Annotated in this window: 16 protein-coding genes; 10 read left to right on the forward strand and 6 right to left on the reverse strand. The window is 49.7% G+C overall.

Going from position 1 to position 15186, the window contains the following annotated elements; all coding sequences use genetic code 11:
* Positions 1-77 precede the first annotated feature (77 nt).
* The 4 genes from OH663_RS22750 (at position 78) to OH663_RS22760 (ending at position 3190) form a co-directional block, all read left to right on the forward strand.
* On the forward strand, positions 78-1565 hold the full coding sequence (locus OH663_RS22750) for a carboxypeptidase M32 (RefSeq protein ID WP_045442650.1): 1488 nt from the start codon (positions 78-80) through the stop codon (positions 1563-1565).
* 137 nt (positions 1566-1702) lie between these two features.
* A complete protein-coding gene (gene asr / locus OH663_RS22755) occupies positions 1703-2098 on the forward strand; it encodes an acid resistance repetitive basic protein Asr (protein WP_048221496.1) in 396 nt (131 codons plus the stop codon).
* Positions 2099-2184: 86 nt separating this feature from the next.
* Entirely contained in the window at positions 2185-2268 is an 84-nt protein-coding gene (gene ydgU, locus OH663_RS26150; RefSeq protein WP_476579522.1) for a small membrane protein YdgU, read from the forward strand.
* Positions 2269-2368: 100 nt separating this feature from the next.
* Positions 2369-3190: a trypsin-like serine peptidase gene (locus tag OH663_RS22760; protein ID WP_200013012.1), complete on the forward strand. Its 822-nt coding sequence runs from the start codon at positions 2369-2371 to the stop codon at positions 3188-3190.
* Between the two features lie 35 nt (positions 3191-3225).
* On the opposite strand, the gene mdtI is transcribed toward OH663_RS22760, so the two are convergent.
* The 3 genes from mdtI to OH663_RS26155 form a co-directional block, all read right to left on the reverse strand.
* The gene (gene mdtI, locus OH663_RS22765; protein ID WP_045442642.1) at positions 3226-3555 is read right to left on the reverse strand and encodes a multidrug/spermidine efflux SMR transporter subunit MdtI; all 330 of its coding nucleotides are present in this window, start codon (positions 3553-3555) and stop codon (positions 3226-3228) included.
* Entirely contained in the window at positions 3542-3907 is a 366-nt protein-coding gene (gene mdtJ / locus OH663_RS22770; protein WP_190284577.1) for a multidrug/spermidine efflux SMR transporter subunit MdtJ, read from the reverse strand. The genes mdtI and mdtJ overlap by 14 nt, the downstream gene beginning before the upstream one ends.
* A gap of 107 nt (positions 3908-4014) precedes the next feature.
* Complete coding sequence (locus tag OH663_RS26155) at positions 4015-4185, reverse strand: protein YdgV (RefSeq protein WP_136345589.1); 171 nt, start codon at positions 4183-4185, stop codon at positions 4015-4017.
* Between the two features lie 144 nt (positions 4186-4329).
* Between OH663_RS26155 and OH663_RS22775 the strand changes: the two genes are divergently transcribed.
* A complete protein-coding gene (locus OH663_RS22775) occupies positions 4330-5364 on the forward strand; it encodes an AI-2E family transporter (RefSeq protein WP_045442636.1) in 1035 nt (344 codons plus the stop codon).
* 181 nt (positions 5365-5545) lie between these two features.
* On the opposite strand, the gene pntB is transcribed toward OH663_RS22775, so the two are convergent.
* Both pntB and pntA read right to left on the reverse strand, forming a co-directional pair.
* The gene (gene pntB, locus OH663_RS22780; RefSeq protein WP_048221498.1) at positions 5546-6934 is read right to left on the reverse strand and encodes a Re/Si-specific NAD(P)(+) transhydrogenase subunit beta; all 1389 of its coding nucleotides are present in this window, start codon (positions 6932-6934) and stop codon (positions 5546-5548) included.
* Positions 6935-6944: 10 nt separating this feature from the next.
* Positions 6945-8474 (reverse strand): Re/Si-specific NAD(P)(+) transhydrogenase subunit alpha, encoded by a 1530-nt coding sequence (gene pntA / locus OH663_RS22785; protein ID WP_045449599.1) that lies wholly within the window; start codon positions 8472-8474, stop codon positions 6945-6947.
* A 525-nt stretch (positions 8475-8999) separates the two neighbouring features.
* Here pntA and ydgH point away from each other — a divergent pair.
* The 3 genes from ydgH to folM all read left to right on the forward strand — a co-directional run bounded on the left by ydgH (position 9000) and on the right by folM (position 12342).
* Positions 9000-9944: a DUF1471 family protein YdgH gene (gene ydgH / locus OH663_RS22790; protein WP_045442630.1), complete on the forward strand. Its 945-nt coding sequence runs from the start codon at positions 9000-9002 to the stop codon at positions 9942-9944.
* A 255-nt stretch (positions 9945-10199) separates the two neighbouring features.
* Positions 10200-11582 carry an amino acid permease gene (locus OH663_RS22795; protein WP_045442628.1) on the forward strand — a complete coding sequence of 461 codons (1383 nt, stop codon included), beginning with the start codon at positions 10200-10202 and terminating at the stop codon, positions 11580-11582.
* Between the two features lie 37 nt (positions 11583-11619).
* On the forward strand, positions 11620-12342 hold the full coding sequence (folM, locus tag OH663_RS22800; RefSeq protein ID WP_200013014.1) for a dihydromonapterin reductase: 723 nt from the start codon (positions 11620-11622) through the stop codon (positions 12340-12342).
* Here folM and OH663_RS22805 read toward each other — a convergent pair.
* A complete protein-coding gene (locus OH663_RS22805; RefSeq protein WP_045442622.1) occupies positions 12339-12674 on the reverse strand; it encodes a GlpM family protein in 336 nt (111 codons plus the stop codon). The two genes, folM and OH663_RS22805, sit on opposite strands and share 4 nt — an antisense overlap.
* Positions 12675-12800: 126 nt before the next feature.
* Here OH663_RS22805 and rstA point away from each other — a divergent pair, with 126 nt between their 5' ends.
* Together rstA and OH663_RS22815 are read left to right on the forward strand one after the other, a co-directional pair.
* Entirely contained in the window at positions 12801-13535 is a 735-nt protein-coding gene (gene rstA, locus OH663_RS22810; RefSeq protein ID WP_167493968.1) for a two-component system response regulator RstA, read from the forward strand.
* Between the two features lie 289 nt (positions 13536-13824).
* Positions 13825-15165 carry an L-cystine transporter gene (locus OH663_RS22815; protein ID WP_045442618.1) on the forward strand — a complete coding sequence of 447 codons (1341 nt, stop codon included), beginning with the start codon at positions 13825-13827 and terminating at the stop codon, positions 15163-15165.
* Positions 15166-15186: the final 21 nt, after the last annotated feature.

The raw sequence follows: 15186 nt of genomic DNA on the forward strand, positions 1-15186 counted from the left end.
GCATCCGTGATGAATGGGTAAATGCCTAAAATCACGTTAGACTCTCAAGTCTGGTCCATCAGAACGAGAACTAAAAAATGAGTAACACTGCTAATTATCAACAGCTCACCCGCACCTTCCAGCGGCTCTCTCGCTTCTCCCATCTCTCGGCTATCGCCAGTTGGGATATGTTTACCATGATGCCTTCCGGCGGCAGCAAAGCCCGGGGCGAAGCTCTGGCAGAACTGAGCGTACTTGAGCATCAACTTTTAACCGATCCTAATGTGGCAAAATGGATTGCCGCCGCCGAGCAGGAGGATCTTAGCGATATAGAGCAGGCGAATCTGCGCGAGATGTCGCGGTTGCATCATCAGGCTGCGCTGCTGCCGGAATCGCTGGTAGAAGCAAAATCGCTGGCGGGTAGCCGCTGTGAACATGCCTGGCGCAGTCAACGTCCGGCAAATGACTGGGAAGGTTTTGCTGAGAATCTGAAAGACGTTGTTAAATATAGCCGTGAAGAAGCCAAACTGCGGGCCGAGGCCAAAGGATGTACGCCTTACGATGCGTTGCTGGATGTATTTGAACCAGAAATGACCAGCGCGCGGCTGGACGGACTTTTCACAGACCTAAAAAGCTGGCTTCCGGATCTGTTAAATAAGGTAGTGGCGAAACAGTCTCAACAGTCACTCATCGCGCCGGTTGGCCCCTTCCCAACAGCAATCCAGCGCGAGTTAGGCCTTGAAACGATGACTCGGCTGGGATTCGACTTTACGGCCGGTCGACTGGACATTAGTGCGCATCCATTCTGCGGCGGCGTACCGGAAGATGTTCGTATTACCACGCGTTATGATGAAAACGAATTGCTCAGCGCACTTTTTGGCGTCATCCATGAAACCGGTCACGCCCGATATGAACAAAATCTGCCGCGCAACTGGGCCGGACAACCTATCGCACTGGCTCGTTCAACCGCAATTCATGAATCCCAAAGTCTGTTCTTTGAAATGCAACTTGGCCGCAGTCAGGCATTTCTGAAGGGACTAATTCCAGCGGTTAAAAAGCATTTTGGCGATCAGCCTGCGTTTGAACAACAAAACTTCATCGCCTGGAACCAACAAGTGAAGCCTGGCTTTATCCGCGTGGATGCTGATGAGGTCAGCTATCCCGCTCATGTTATTCTGCGCTATGAAATTGAGCGTGCGTTGATTAACGGCGACATTGAAGTTGATGATATCCCGGCGTTGTGGAATGAGAAAATGCAGGCATGGCTCGGACTTTCAACAATCGGCAATTATCGCAATGGTTGTATGCAGGATATCCACTGGACCGACGGTGGGTTTGGCTATTTCCCTTCTTATACGCTGGGCGCCATGTATGCAGCACAGTTGTTTAGTGCGGCAAACCGCGCATTGCCTGATTTAGAAAGTGCCATTGCGCAAGGTGAATTTGGCACCCTGTTTGACTGGCTGCATCAGAATGTCTGGCAACATGGCAGCCGTTATACCACCGAACAGCTTATTATCCAGGCCACCGGCGAACCTCTCAGCAGTCGCTATTTCCGCGCCCATCTGGAAGCCCGTTATCTGTAATCGCTTACCGTGAGTCATTGTACATATCGTTACATGCCGATACCAATGACTCACGGAAGCCTCGAGATTACAGCGATATAGTTATTTCAACGGCCCCGCAGTGGGGTTGAATGAAAAACCAAATCGAGGGTATGAGAATGAAAAAAGTATTAGCTCTGGTTGTTGCCGCTGCTATGGGTCTGTCTTCTGCTGCTTTTGCTGCTGAAACAACTGCTACCACCGCTCCGGCGGCTGCTGCGACCACAAAAGCAGCCCCGGCAAAAACAACGCATCATAAAAAACAGCATAAAGCCGCTGAGCAGAAAGCTCAGGCCGCTAAAAAACACACTAAAAAATCTGCAACCAAACCTGCTGTAGAACAAAAAGCACCAGAGCAGAAAGCTCAGGCTGCGAAAAAACATACCAAAAAAGCGGCAACTAAACCTGCTGCAGAACAAAAAGCACCAGAGCAGAAAGCTCAGGCTGCGAAAAAACACAGCAAAAAAGCAGTAAAACACGAAGCCGCTAAACCTGCTGCTCAACCGGCCGCATAAGACATCAGTAATAACAATGGCGTCCCCCACGCCATCGCATACGGCGCTAAGTCTTCCTGATTTAGCGCCGCCTTTCGGAGGGTAAAATGGTGTCACATTACCGCTTTGAGTTCATTCTTATTACACTGATAATTTGCGCCCTAATTGCTACGCACTTTTATCTTTCCTGAGTGTAGTTATCTGATTTTACTCCCACTTTCCCACCGTCCCGTCTATAGTATTAACTGAGGGTTTGCTGTTAATAATCATAATTCCCCACCAGAGTGTGATATGCATAAAACCATTGCGGTATTACTGGGTTCAATTTGTTTTTTTCCTGTCGTTGCGCATGCGGATCAGCCCACAACGACCAGCAAAGATGCTGACGATATAAAAACGCTATTTTTTGGGCATGACGATCGCGTACAGATTACTGATCCGACACAGTCCCCCTGGGACGCTATAGGACAACTGGAAACCGCCAGCGGTAACCTGTGTACAGCAACGCTCATCTCACCTCATCTGGCCCTGACTGCCGGACATTGTTTATTGACCCCACCCAAAGGCAGACCAGATAAAGCTGTCGCGCTGCGCTTCGTATCGAAAAAAGGCGTCTGGCGCTATGAAATCCACGGTATTGAGGGTCGGGTTGATGCTTCACTTGGCAAGCGTTTAAAAGCGGATGGCGACGGCTGGATAGTGCCACCTTCCGCGGCTCCCTGGGATTTTGGTCTGGTGGTGTTGCGTTATCCTCCCAGCGGAATCACACCACTTCCCTTATTTGAAGGCGATAAAACTGAGTTAACTGCGGCGTTGAAAACCGCCGATCGCAAAGTGACTCAGTCAGGCTACCCCGAAGATCACCTGGATGACCTGTATGCGCATCAGGACTGCGTTGTTACCGGCTGGGCGCAAAATACCGTGTTGTCACATCAATGCGATACGCTCCCGGGAGACAGCGGTTCTCCACTGATGTTGAAAACCGATTCCGGTTGGCAATTGATTGGCGTGCAAAGCTCTGCTCCGGCGGCAAAAGATCGCTGGCGGGCCGATAATCGTGCCATTTCCGTTACCGGATTTCGCGATAAGCTGAACGCTTTGATAAAGGATTAACATTGTGCTGCCCGCGTTTGCAGGCAGCACTAACATCAGGCAAGTTTTATCATAATCATTCCGGCCAGGAGTAATGCCAGGCCAATCCAGCCTTTATTATTCAGGCGCTGCCCAAAAAGCACCCATCCTGCAGCCAGCGTTGCGGCAATCCCAAATCCGCCCCACAAAGCGTAGGCAACTGAAAGATCGATGCCCTTTACCGCCTGAGAGAGTGCACTAAAGGCAGCCAATACGGCAACCAATGACAGTACGCCATACGCCTTGCGACGAAAACCATCAGAAAATTTCAAAAATACGTTAGCGACGATTTCCAGAACAATGGCCATACCCAACCATGCACCGTGAACCCACTCAAACTGCTGCATGGGTCACCTCCCTCCTCGCTTTAGACGGCTTACGCGTACCCGACTTGATCAGGACAATGCCTAACACCAGCGAGACCAGACCGGCAACCTTCATCGTGGATAAGGTTTCATCAAATAACAGCACGCTAAACAACGTAATAAATAAAATACCAATGCCTTCCCACAAAGCATAGGCCACGCCGAGTGCTATTTTTTTAACGGCAAAACTGAGAAAAATATACGATAAGGCGATCATTACCAGCATTAAAATAAAGCCTGTATTGCCATGGCCTACGCTTGCCCATTTCATCGAAAGCGTTCCGGTAATTTCAGCCGCAATGGCCAGACCTAATAAAATCCAGTAAAACATGATGCTTCTCCTGCTTGAGAATATAGTCCTTTGGGCCTACTGCATGCAGCAAACCAAAAAATAGAATCAGATAGCTCAGCGCATAACGCCAGCTCAGGCAGAAGAAGGGACTAAAGCGCGTTGCGCCAGTGTTGCTCACCCGCAAGCAGGAAAGTAGAGGAGGTACGAAGAAGTGTAGGTAAACGCAAAAAAAGCCTGAACATATTGTCCATAATATTACAATTATCCGCAGTGTTGCTTCTCGTCATCGCGGATGATAATTGTCCTCGGTAGTTAAACACAGATGATTTGTATCATAGGTTCATTACGAACTCAAAACCTTTTCACTTCTTTACCCGGTTCGTTTGCTTTTTGTTAGGACGGCTCGACACAAGTCACATTATTATTTCAGGTACAGTTTCAAAAATAAAAATTCAGGAATAAACATGGCGAAACCGATCATCACCCTTAACGGTCTAAAATTAGTCATCATGCTGGGCATGTTGGTTATCATTCTTACCGGCATTCGCTTCGCCGCCGATATCATCGTGCCATTTATCCTGGCGTTATTTATCGCGGTGGTACTTAATCCGATGGTTCGGCGCATGGTAAAACTTCGCATACCTCGAGTAGTAGCAGTGTCATTGCTGATTGTTATTATTGTCATGCTAATGGTGCTGCTTTTGGCTTATTTAGGTACATCCTTAAATGAACTGGCGCGCACGCTTCCACAATACCGTTCATCGTTGGTTATCCCGCTGAAAAATATCGAGCCGTGGCTACAGCGCGCTGGGATCGGCGTCTCCGTGGACGAGCTTGTCAAATATATCGATCCCAACGCTGCAATGACGCTGGTCACCAATTTACTGACACAACTTTCCAATGCTATGTCATCGATTTTTTTGCTGCTGTTGACGGTTGTTTTTATGCTGCTGGAAGTACCGCAACTGCCCTGTAAACTGCAACAGATGATGAGCCGACCACTTGAAGGAATGGCGGCAATTCAACGAGCGATCGACAGCGTCTCGCACTACCTGGTACTAAAAACGGCTATCAGTATCGTCACCGGACTGGTTGCCTGGGGCATGCTTGCAGCGCTGGATGTACGCTTCGCCTTTGTCTGGGGCTTACTGGCCTTCGCGCTCAACTATATTCCTAATATCGGTTCAGTACTGGCGGCCATTCCACCTATTGCTCAGGTGCTGGTATTTAGTGGTTTTTATGATGCGCTGGTGGTACTGGCGGGTTATCTGGTGATTAATCTGGTATTCGGCAATATCCTCGAACCCCGCATTATGGGACGCGGGCTGGGACTCTCCACACTGGTAGTGTTTCTGTCGTTAATCTTTTGGGGTTGGTTGCTCGGACCGGTGGGTATGCTACTTTCCGTGCCGCTGACCATCATCGTTAAAATTGCGCTTGAGCAAACTGAAGGCGGTCAAAGCATTGCCGTCCTGCTTAGCGACCTCAACAAAACGTAAATCGCAGTTGTGTTAAAGAGCGCTATAGAGATGCTCTGCACGGTTTTGACGTATACAAGATGGCCGGTACCAGAGTGTTTTTTCGCATCGGGTCAGGCATCGGAAGAATGGCATACCCAATGCACGGGATCTTTATACAAAAACGGCCTCCGAAGAGGCCGTCGTATTTTTTGCTAATGTATTACAGCGCTTTCAGAATAGCGTCCACGCTGGCTTTGGCATCACCAAACAGCATATGGGTGTTATCTTTAAAGAACAGCGGGTTCTGCACACCAGCATAACCGGTATTCATTGAACGTTTGAACACGATAACGTTTTGCGCTTTCCACACTTCCAGCACCGGCATACCGGCAATTGGACTGCGCGGATCGTCCTGCGCCGCCGGGTTCACCGTGTCGTTCGCACCGATAACCAGCACGGTATCGGTATCGGCGAAATCATCATTGATCTCATCCATTTCCAGCACGATGTCATATGGCACTTTGGCTTCCGCCAACAGAACGTTCATATGACCAGGCAGGCGCCCCGCTACCGGGTGAATACCAAAACGCACCTTAATGCCGCGCGCACGCAGTTTCTCAGTGATTTCAGCGACCGGATATTGAGCCTGAGCCACTGCCATACCGTAGCCTGGGGTAATGATCACCGAATGCGAGTTTTTCAGCATTTCCGCCGTATCTTCCGCATTAATTTCACGATGTTCACCTGCTTCCTCGGCATCACCAGCGGAAGAGCCATCGGTACCAAAACCACCGGCAATAACGCTGATGAACGAGCGGTTCATCGCCTTACACATAATGTAAGACAGGATCGCACCCGAAGAACCAACCAGCGCGCCGGTTACAATCAACAGGTCGTTGCTTAACATAAAGCCTGCTGCCGCTGCCGCCCATCCTGAATAGGAGTTCAGCATTGAAACCACAACCGGCATATCTGCCCCACCGATAGACGCCACCAGATGCCAGCCGAAAGCCAGCGCAATAATGGTCATCACCAGCAGAGCCAGAACCTGCAGCCCTACGCTTTCGGTACGAACAAATACCACCAACAGCAGGAACGAAACAACCAGCGCTGCAAGGTTCAGTTTATGACGGTTCGGCAGCATCAGCGGCTTAGAAGAGATCTTGCCGCGCAGTTTGCCAAATGCCACGATGGAACCTGTGAAGGTCACCGCACCGATGAAGATGCCAAGGAACACTTCGGTCAGGTGAATATTCACCAGAATCGGTTCCAGACCGGTATCGTGATACAGGTAGCTGTTAAAGCCTACCAGCACCGCTGCCAGGCCTACGAAGCTGTGCAGAATCGCAACCAGCTCCGGCATCTCGGTCATCTCAACTTTCTTCGCCAGACGAATACCAATCGCGCCGCCGATGATCATCGCCACCAGGATCCATGCAACGTTGCCGGTATCCGGGCCAAAAATCGTCGCAATCAACGCAATCGCCATCCCGGCGATACCAAAGTTATTCCCCTGTTGGGATGTTTCGTGTTTTGAAAGTCCCGCCAGGCTGAAAATAAACAGGATCGCGGCAACAATGTATGCAGCTGTAACTAATCCTCCAGACATGTGTTACCCCTTAGTTTTTCCGGAACATTTTCAGCATGCGCTGAGTCACGGTGAAGCCACCGAAAATATTAATGCTGGCAATAAGCACCGCGATAAAGCTCAGGAAACTCACCCAGCCACCCTGGCCAATTTGCAATAATGCGCCCACAACGATGATCCCTGAAATGGCGTTAGTCACAGACATCAGCGGTGTATGCAGCGCATGCGACACATTCCACACCACGTAGTAACCAACCACGCAGGAAAGCGCAAACACCGTAAAGTGCCCCAGGAACTCTTTTGGCGCCACATCGGCAAGCCAGCCAAACAGAATAACTACCAGTGCCATCAATGCATACTTACGCCACGGCGATACCGGTTTCTTCTCTTCTACTGGTGCAGGCGCTGCTTTTGGCGCAGCCTGCGGCTGAGCGGAAACCTGGATTGGCGGTGCAGGCCACGTTATTTCACCCTCGCGAACTACCGTCACACCACGCACGACCACGTCATCGAAATCAACGGTGATATTGCCGTCTTTCTCTTTGCATAGCAGTTTAAGCAGGTTAACGAGGTTAGTACCGTACAACTGGGAGGACTGGGTTGGTAAACGGCCCGGAAGATCGGTATAACCAATGACCTTCACTCCGTTCTCGGTAGTGGTCACCTGATTGGCAACGGTGTACTCACAGTTACCGCCGTTTTGCGCGGCCAGATCGACAATAACGCTGCCCGCTTTCATGGAGTCAACCATTTCACGGGTGATCAGTTTCGGTGCCGGTTTGCCCGGGATCAGCGCGGTTGTTACGATAATGTCAACGTCTTTCGCCTGAGCGGCAAACAGCTCCATCTCGGCTTTAATAAACGCTTCGGACATTACTTTGGCATAACCATCGCCGCTGCCTGCTTCCTCTTTGAAATCCAGTTCGAGGAACTCAGCGCCCATACTCTGAACTTGTTCTTTAACTTCCGGACGTGTATCAAAAGCGCGAACAATCGCCCCCAGGCTATTTGCCGCACCAATGGCTGCAAGACCTGCAACACCGGCACCGATAACCATCACCTTCGCAGGAGGAACCTTACCTGCAGCGGTGATTTGCCCGGTAAAGAACCGACCGAATTCATGCGCAGCTTCAACAATGGCGCGATATCCGGCGATATTAGCCATTGAACTTAGGGCATCAAGCGACTGCGCGCGCGAAATTCGCGGCACGGAGTCCATTGCCATTACCGTTACATTCCGCTCAGCGAGCTTTTGCAATAACTCAGGATTTTGTGCAGGCCACAGAAAGCTGACCAGCGTAGTTCCCGGATTCAGCAACGGAATTTCGAATTCTTCCGGTGCATTGACCTTCAGGATAATCTCTGACTGCCAGACAGCATCCCCGTCAACAATTTCTGCGCCCGCTTGCACAAACGCCTTGTCGTCAAAACTAGCCAGTTGACCCGCGCCGCTTTCAACCGCGACGCTAAAACCCAGCTTCAGTAACTGCTCAACCGTCTTCGGCGTTGCTGCAACACGGGTTTCATTGGTTAACCGTTCTCTTGGTATGCCAATTCGCATAATGTTCCCTTCCATCTGTATTTTTGATGATGGTTTATCAATGTTCGCAAGAGGCATCTGCGCACTCACGTAAGAGGTAAGCGTTACCTCAACAAAATAAAACAGTAACAAACTCTGTATAACCTACTGAAATTAGCGCTTGTGATCTAGCGCCAAAAAACAGTATTTATTATGAAATTCGCAAAACAGGGATGAATTTCCCCTCAGACAGGGATAATGCCCTTGAAATAGCCCACAAAGGCCGATAATTCGCTCAAGCGAAGCGGCAAAACATGATTAAGCGCCACCATAAAACAATTGCTTAACATTAAATTAACTTATGAAATTCAACTGCTTCATTAGTTTTAGCGCTCAAACGTCGAATTTTTGGACATATCACAAAATGTTATCGCCGTTGTTACTTTGCGTGGCACGATGAGTGAAAAATGACGCAGACACTGACACAATTTAAATGCAATAATCAGCCACGTTTCTAGTCAATAACAATACCAGTACCTGGTTTGCGCAAGGCGAAGGATTATTTTTATGAAGCTTAAGAACACTCTCCTGGCGTCCGCACTCCTTTCTGCGACTGCTTTTTCTGTAAATGCAGCGACAGAATTGACGCCGGAGCAAGCGGCTGCCCTGAAACCCTATGACCGCATTGTGGTTACCGGCCGTTTTAATGCTATTGGCGATGCGGTTACCGCCGTGTCCCGCCGTGCAGATAAAGACGGTGCAGCCTCCTTTTATGTTGTTGATACCTCAGATTTTGGCAGTGGTGGTAACTGGCGCGTTGTAGCCGACGTCTATAAAGCTGACGCGGAAAAAGCGGAAGTCTCCAAAAATCGCGTGATCAATGGCGTTATAGAATTACCGAAAGATCAGGCCGTTCTGCTGGAACCTTTTGATACCGTTACGGTACAGGGTTTCTACCGCAGCCAACCTGAAGTAAACGACGCCATCACCAAAGCGGCGAAAGAAAAAGGGGCTTACTCTTTCTATATCGTTCGTCAGGTCGATGCCAACCAGGGCGGCAACCAGCGTATTACTGCGTTTATCTATAAAGCCGATGCTAAAAAACGTATTGTCCAAAGCCCTGATGCAATCCCTGCGGATTCTGATGCTGGTCGTGCAGCGTTAGCTGCAGGTGGCGAGGCAGCGAAGAAAGTTGAGATCCCAGGCGTAGCAACAACCGCTTCTCCGAGTGCTGAAGTGGGCCGCTTCTTCGAAACCCAGTCAACCAAAGGCGGACGTTACACTGTCACTCTGCCGGATGGAACCAAAGTCGAAGAATTGAACAAAGCAACCGCCGCAATGATGGTGCCATTCGACAGCATCAAGTTCACCGGTAACTACGGCAATATGACTGAAGTGTCGTATCAGGTCGCTAAACGTGCCGCGAAGAAAGGTGCTAAGTACTACCACATTACCCGCCAGTGGCAGGAACGTGGTAACAACATGACCATCAGCGCCGATCTGTATAAATAATGTCGATGACGTTATAAATGTCTTATCTGGCCTACAGCTCTGTAGGCCAGATTATTCACAGCCAGAATGCCATCAGGCCAGACTCAAACATCACGATTAAGCCGACTTTTCACACTATCAGTCACAAATCTCTCTAACCCCATTGCATGCGCTCTCTTCTCTCCGTAAAATCCCGCGCCTTAGTGGCTTTCACCATTTTTATGCGGTTTGCCAAAATAATTATTCTCTCACTCTCGTTTTTGTAACTGGATACAAATGGAAAAGAAATTGGGTCTGAGCGCACTAACAGCGCTGGTTTTAAGCTCAATGCTTGGCGCTGGTGTTTTCAGTCTGCCACAAAACATGGCGGCAGTAGCCAGCCCGGCGGCATTACTGATTGGTTGGGCGATCACCGGCGCGGGGATCCTCCTGCTCGCTTTCGCTATGCTAATTCTGACGCGTATTCGCCCGGACCTGGATGGCGGTATTTTTACCTATGCGCGTGAAGGCTTCGGTGAGCTGATTGGCTTCTGCTCTGCGTGGGGATACTGGCTGTGCGCCGTTATCGCTAACGTTTCCTATCTGGTTATCGTTTTTTCTGCGCTCAGCTTCTTCACTGATACTCCTGAATGGCGTCTGTTCGGCGACGGCAATACCTGGCAATCTATCGTTGGGGCATCGGTGCTGCTGTGGGTAGTCCATTTTCTGGTTCTGCGTGGAGTACAAACGGCAGCCAGCATCAATCTGGTTGCTACGCTGGCGAAATTACTGCCGCTGGGATTGTTTATCGTATTGGCATTTATGCTGTTTAAGCTCGATACCTTTACTCTTGATTTTACCGGCGTGAAGCTTGGTGTCCCCGTTTGGGAGCAGGTCAAAAATACCATGCTCATCACGCTATGGGTGTTCATTGGCGTGGAAGGTGCAGTGGTGGTTTCTGCGCGTGCGCGCAATAAACGCGATGTTGGTCGCGCTACGCTGCTGGCGGTCCTCGCCGCATTGGGTGTTTACCTGTTAGTTACCCTGCTATCTCTTGGCGTTGTTGCCCGTCCTGAACTGGCCGAGATCCGCAACCCGTCGATGGCCGGTTTGATGGTCAAAATGATGGGACCGTGGGGCGAAATTATCATTGCCGCCGGTCTGATTGTCTCCGTCTGCGGTGCTTATTTAAGCTGGACGATTATGGCTGCAGAAGTGCCTTTCCTGGCATCCACGCACAAAGCCTTCCCGCGTATATTTGCCCGACAAAATGCGCAGGGAGCACCATCAGCATCCCTGTGGCTGACCAACATCTGCGTACAGGTTTGTCTGGTTCTGATCTGGCTCACAGGTTCTGACTACAATACGCTGTTGACTATTGCCTCAGAGATGATTCTGGTGCCCTATTTCCTGGTCGGCGCATTCCTGCTGAAAATCGCCACCCGTCCGATTCATCAGGCTGTCGGTATCGGTGCATGTATTTATGGCTTATGGTTATTGTATGCGTCAGGCCCAATGCACCTGTTGCTGTCTGTTGTGCTGTATGCGCCAGGGTTACTTGTTTTTCTTTACGCCCGCAAAACGCTCACGCACGATAACGTATTAAAACGCCAGGAAATAGCATTGATCGGTCTGCTACTCGTAGCCGCCGTTCCGGCAACCTGGATGTTGATGGGGTAAGCGTCAGTCCCATCGTTTGATGCAAATGGAGATTACGATGGGTAATAAGCCCCCTTTACCAATTCTTATCACCGGCGGAGGTCGTCGCATCGGCCTCGCTATCGCATGGCATTTTCTGAATCAAAAACAGCCAGTAATCGTCAGTTATCGAACGCATTATCCGGCCATTGATGGCCTACGTGACGCTGGCGCATTGTGTATCCAGGCTGATTTCTCAACCGATGCAGGTGTACTGACTTTCGCAGACGAGGTCAAAACACGCACAAATGGGTTACGCGCTATCGTGCATAACGCCAGCGCCTGGATAGCAGAAAAACCAGGCACCCCGCTGTCTGAAGTGTTGTCCAGCATGATGCAGATCCACGTCAATACCCCCTACCTGCTTAACCACGCGCTTGAAGGTTGCCTTCGCGGTCATGGACACGCAGCCAGCGACATTATCCACTTTACGGATTACGTCGTGGAGCGTGGCAGCGACAAGCATATTGCCTATGCAGCCAGTAAGGCTGCACTGGACAATATGACCCGTTCATTCGCCCGAAAACTGGCACCAGAGGTAAAAGTTAACGCTATCGCCCCCTCACTGATCCTGTTTAACGAGGGTGATGATGCCGAGTATCGCCAACAGGCGCTGAACAAATCGTTGATGAAAACAGCTCCAGGTGAAAAAGAGGTCATTGATTTAATAGACTATCTGTTGACCCGCTGTTTTGTCACGGGCCGTAGCTTCGCCGTTGATGGCGGTCGTCATCTGCGTTAGTGCAGTTTTATCCAACAGAAAATCAGTAACCACGCGCTCAGGCTCCAGCATACAACTGCCCCGCCGAGCGCAACGGGTAAGCGCATAAAACCGGTGAAGTACCAAAGCGAAATGAGATAGACAAAATAGGGAATAATCGACCACATGCTGAACACAATGGTGGTACGTAACGCTTCAATTCCACGCTCACTGGCCACAATATAATGAGCGATCAGCGCAAATGTCGGGAACAAAGGAATTAATCCCGCGATATAGTAATTCTTTGTTTTAGCCAGCAAACCAATCAACACCACGACCAGCGCACCCAGCGCCGCTTTTATAACGAGCCCCATCACTTAGCCTTAACACATTGACAACATCAGCCTCTAGCATAACGGAAGCGTTCTCGTTTAGAAAAGATTAATGGAAGGAAAAACGGGGGCGGTGTATGTTGGCGTTTTATATTCAAAATGAATGATATGAACACCATCGTATTTGTTGAAGATGATCCCGAGGTAGGCTCGCTGATTGCCGCCTATCTGGCCCGGCATGACATTGAGGTTATTGTTGAGCCTCGTGGTGATCTGGCCGAAGAGAAGATCCTGCACGTTCAACCCGATTTGGTGTTGTTAGATATTATGCTTCCGGGTAAAGACGGAATGACTATCTGCCGCGATTTACGCAGCCGTTGGCAAGGTCCAATAGTCCTTCTGACATCGCTGGACAGCGACATGAACCATATTCTGGCGCTTGAAATGGGCGCCTGCGACTACATACTGAAAACGACGCCTCCGGCAGTGCTACTGGCTCGCCTGCGTCTGCATTTACGTCAGAATGAACATTCAGCACAATCAAAAGGAATTCAGGCAGCCACGATTACGCCGCATACCACACTGCGCTTTGGCACACTAACTATCGACCCTACCAACCGTTCCGTACTGCTCGCCGGAGAACAAGTCGCCCTCTCGACCGCTGATTTCGAGTTACTCTGGGAACTGGCTACACACGCGGGACAAATTATGGATCGCGATGCGTTATTGAAGAATCTGCGCGGCGTGAGTTATGACGGACTTGACCGTAGTGTGGATGTGGCGATTTCCCGGCTGCGTAAAAAGCTGCTCGATAACGCCACGGAACCGTACCGTATCAAAACCATCCGCAATAAAGGTTACCTGTTCGCCCCGCATGCCTGGGATGACGAACAGCGCAAATAAACTGTTCTCGCCAGGCTGGTTGATTCAACCGGTCTGGTGGATTCCCCCCTGCTTTCAGACATATTATTGTCTTTAATACAGCCCCTCAAAGTGACACTGTCACACAAATTGTATGCTGGATAAGCATAAGAACCACACCTGAGTCAGAACCACACTTTTTGTGTGGCCCCAGGCATTCTCTCTCCCTATAATCCGTCCCGGTCCTGAACCCTTAGGGTTCGTAGGTTTATTTCAGAAATCAAAACTCTTTCCGGCATTTCAGGTGCTGAATGAGGCAAGAGGCTACAATATGTTCGTTACACTCGCGTATATCGCGTTTTTTTTGGTTTGTTCATGGGCAATATTCAGAATCAATCAAAAAAGTAATTCCCTGTCAAAAAGTGTTTTCATTGCCATTTTTTTGGGTGCCATTATCGGCTTGTCCCTTCATCTTATAACTCCTGACCGCAGTAAAACGGTTATCGACTGGTATAATATCATCGGCAACGGTTACGTAAATTTACTGAAACTGGTTGCGGTCCCTCTGATATTTATCTCTATTCTCTCTGCTATTAACAAGCTCGAAAACAGTGCTGGCATTGGCAAAATGTCGCTAACTATCGTCGGATGCATGTTATGTCTGGTGATGATTGCCGGGTTTATTGGGCTACTGACGGCGCATGTTTTAGGTCTGGATGCCAGTGCTTTCGGTCATATGCAGTCTACGCTGACGGATGCCGATGTGAGTAAAACAGCGGCCATTTCGCTGCCTAAACTGGTCACTTCTTTAATTCCCACCAATATTTTCCTCGACCTTACGGGGGCCAGAAGTGTTTCAGTTATTGGTATTGTTATCTTCACTCTCCTCGCCGGCGTGGCATTATTAAAAGTCAAACAGGACGCGCCAGAGGAAGGTGAAAAATTAAGCGCAGGGATCAATGCCATCCAGATTTGGGTCATGAAAATGGTGCGGATAGTTATTGCGCTGACCCCATATGGCGTGATGGCATTAATGGCAGGAGTCTTCTCCGCTTATCGCTTAGAGCAATTTGCCAGTCTGCTGGGATTTATTGGTGCCTGTTACATCGCGATACTGATGATGTTTATCGTTCACGCACTGATACTGGTACTGAGTGGTAACAATCCCATTCGCTATTTTAAAACTGTCTGGCCGGTATTAACCTTTGCGTTTGTTTCGCGCAGCAGCGCGGCATCGATTCCGCTGGCTATTACAGCGCAGGAAAAGTTTGGCGTTCAAAATACCATTGCCAATATCGCTGCTTCATTTGGCTCCAGTATGGGGCAAAATGGCTGCGCCGGGATCTACCCCGCGATTATGGTAGCAATGATTGCCCCGACGATGGGCATCGATCCGCTTTCAATTCACTTTCTCCTTGCCATGCTACCGGCGATTGCGCTGGGATCGATTGGGGTTGCTGGTGTCGGTGGCGGTGGCACATTTGCCGCACTGATCGTCCTTTCAACACTCAATTTTCCGGTCGCACTGGTGGGTATTTTCATTGCCATTGAACCCATTGTCGATATGGCAAGGACGGCATTAAACGTTAATGGCTCGATGATGTCTGGGGTACTGGCAAACCGTATTTTGAATAAGGAGTCGCCTGCACAGCAACGGGTCAATGCGAATTAATCGTCCTCAATAAACCCGTTG

It is taken from the genome of Citrobacter sp. Marseille-Q5395 (assembly GCF_947057495.1).
GTDB lineage: Bacteria > Pseudomonadota > Gammaproteobacteria > Enterobacterales > Enterobacteriaceae > Citrobacter > Citrobacter murliniae.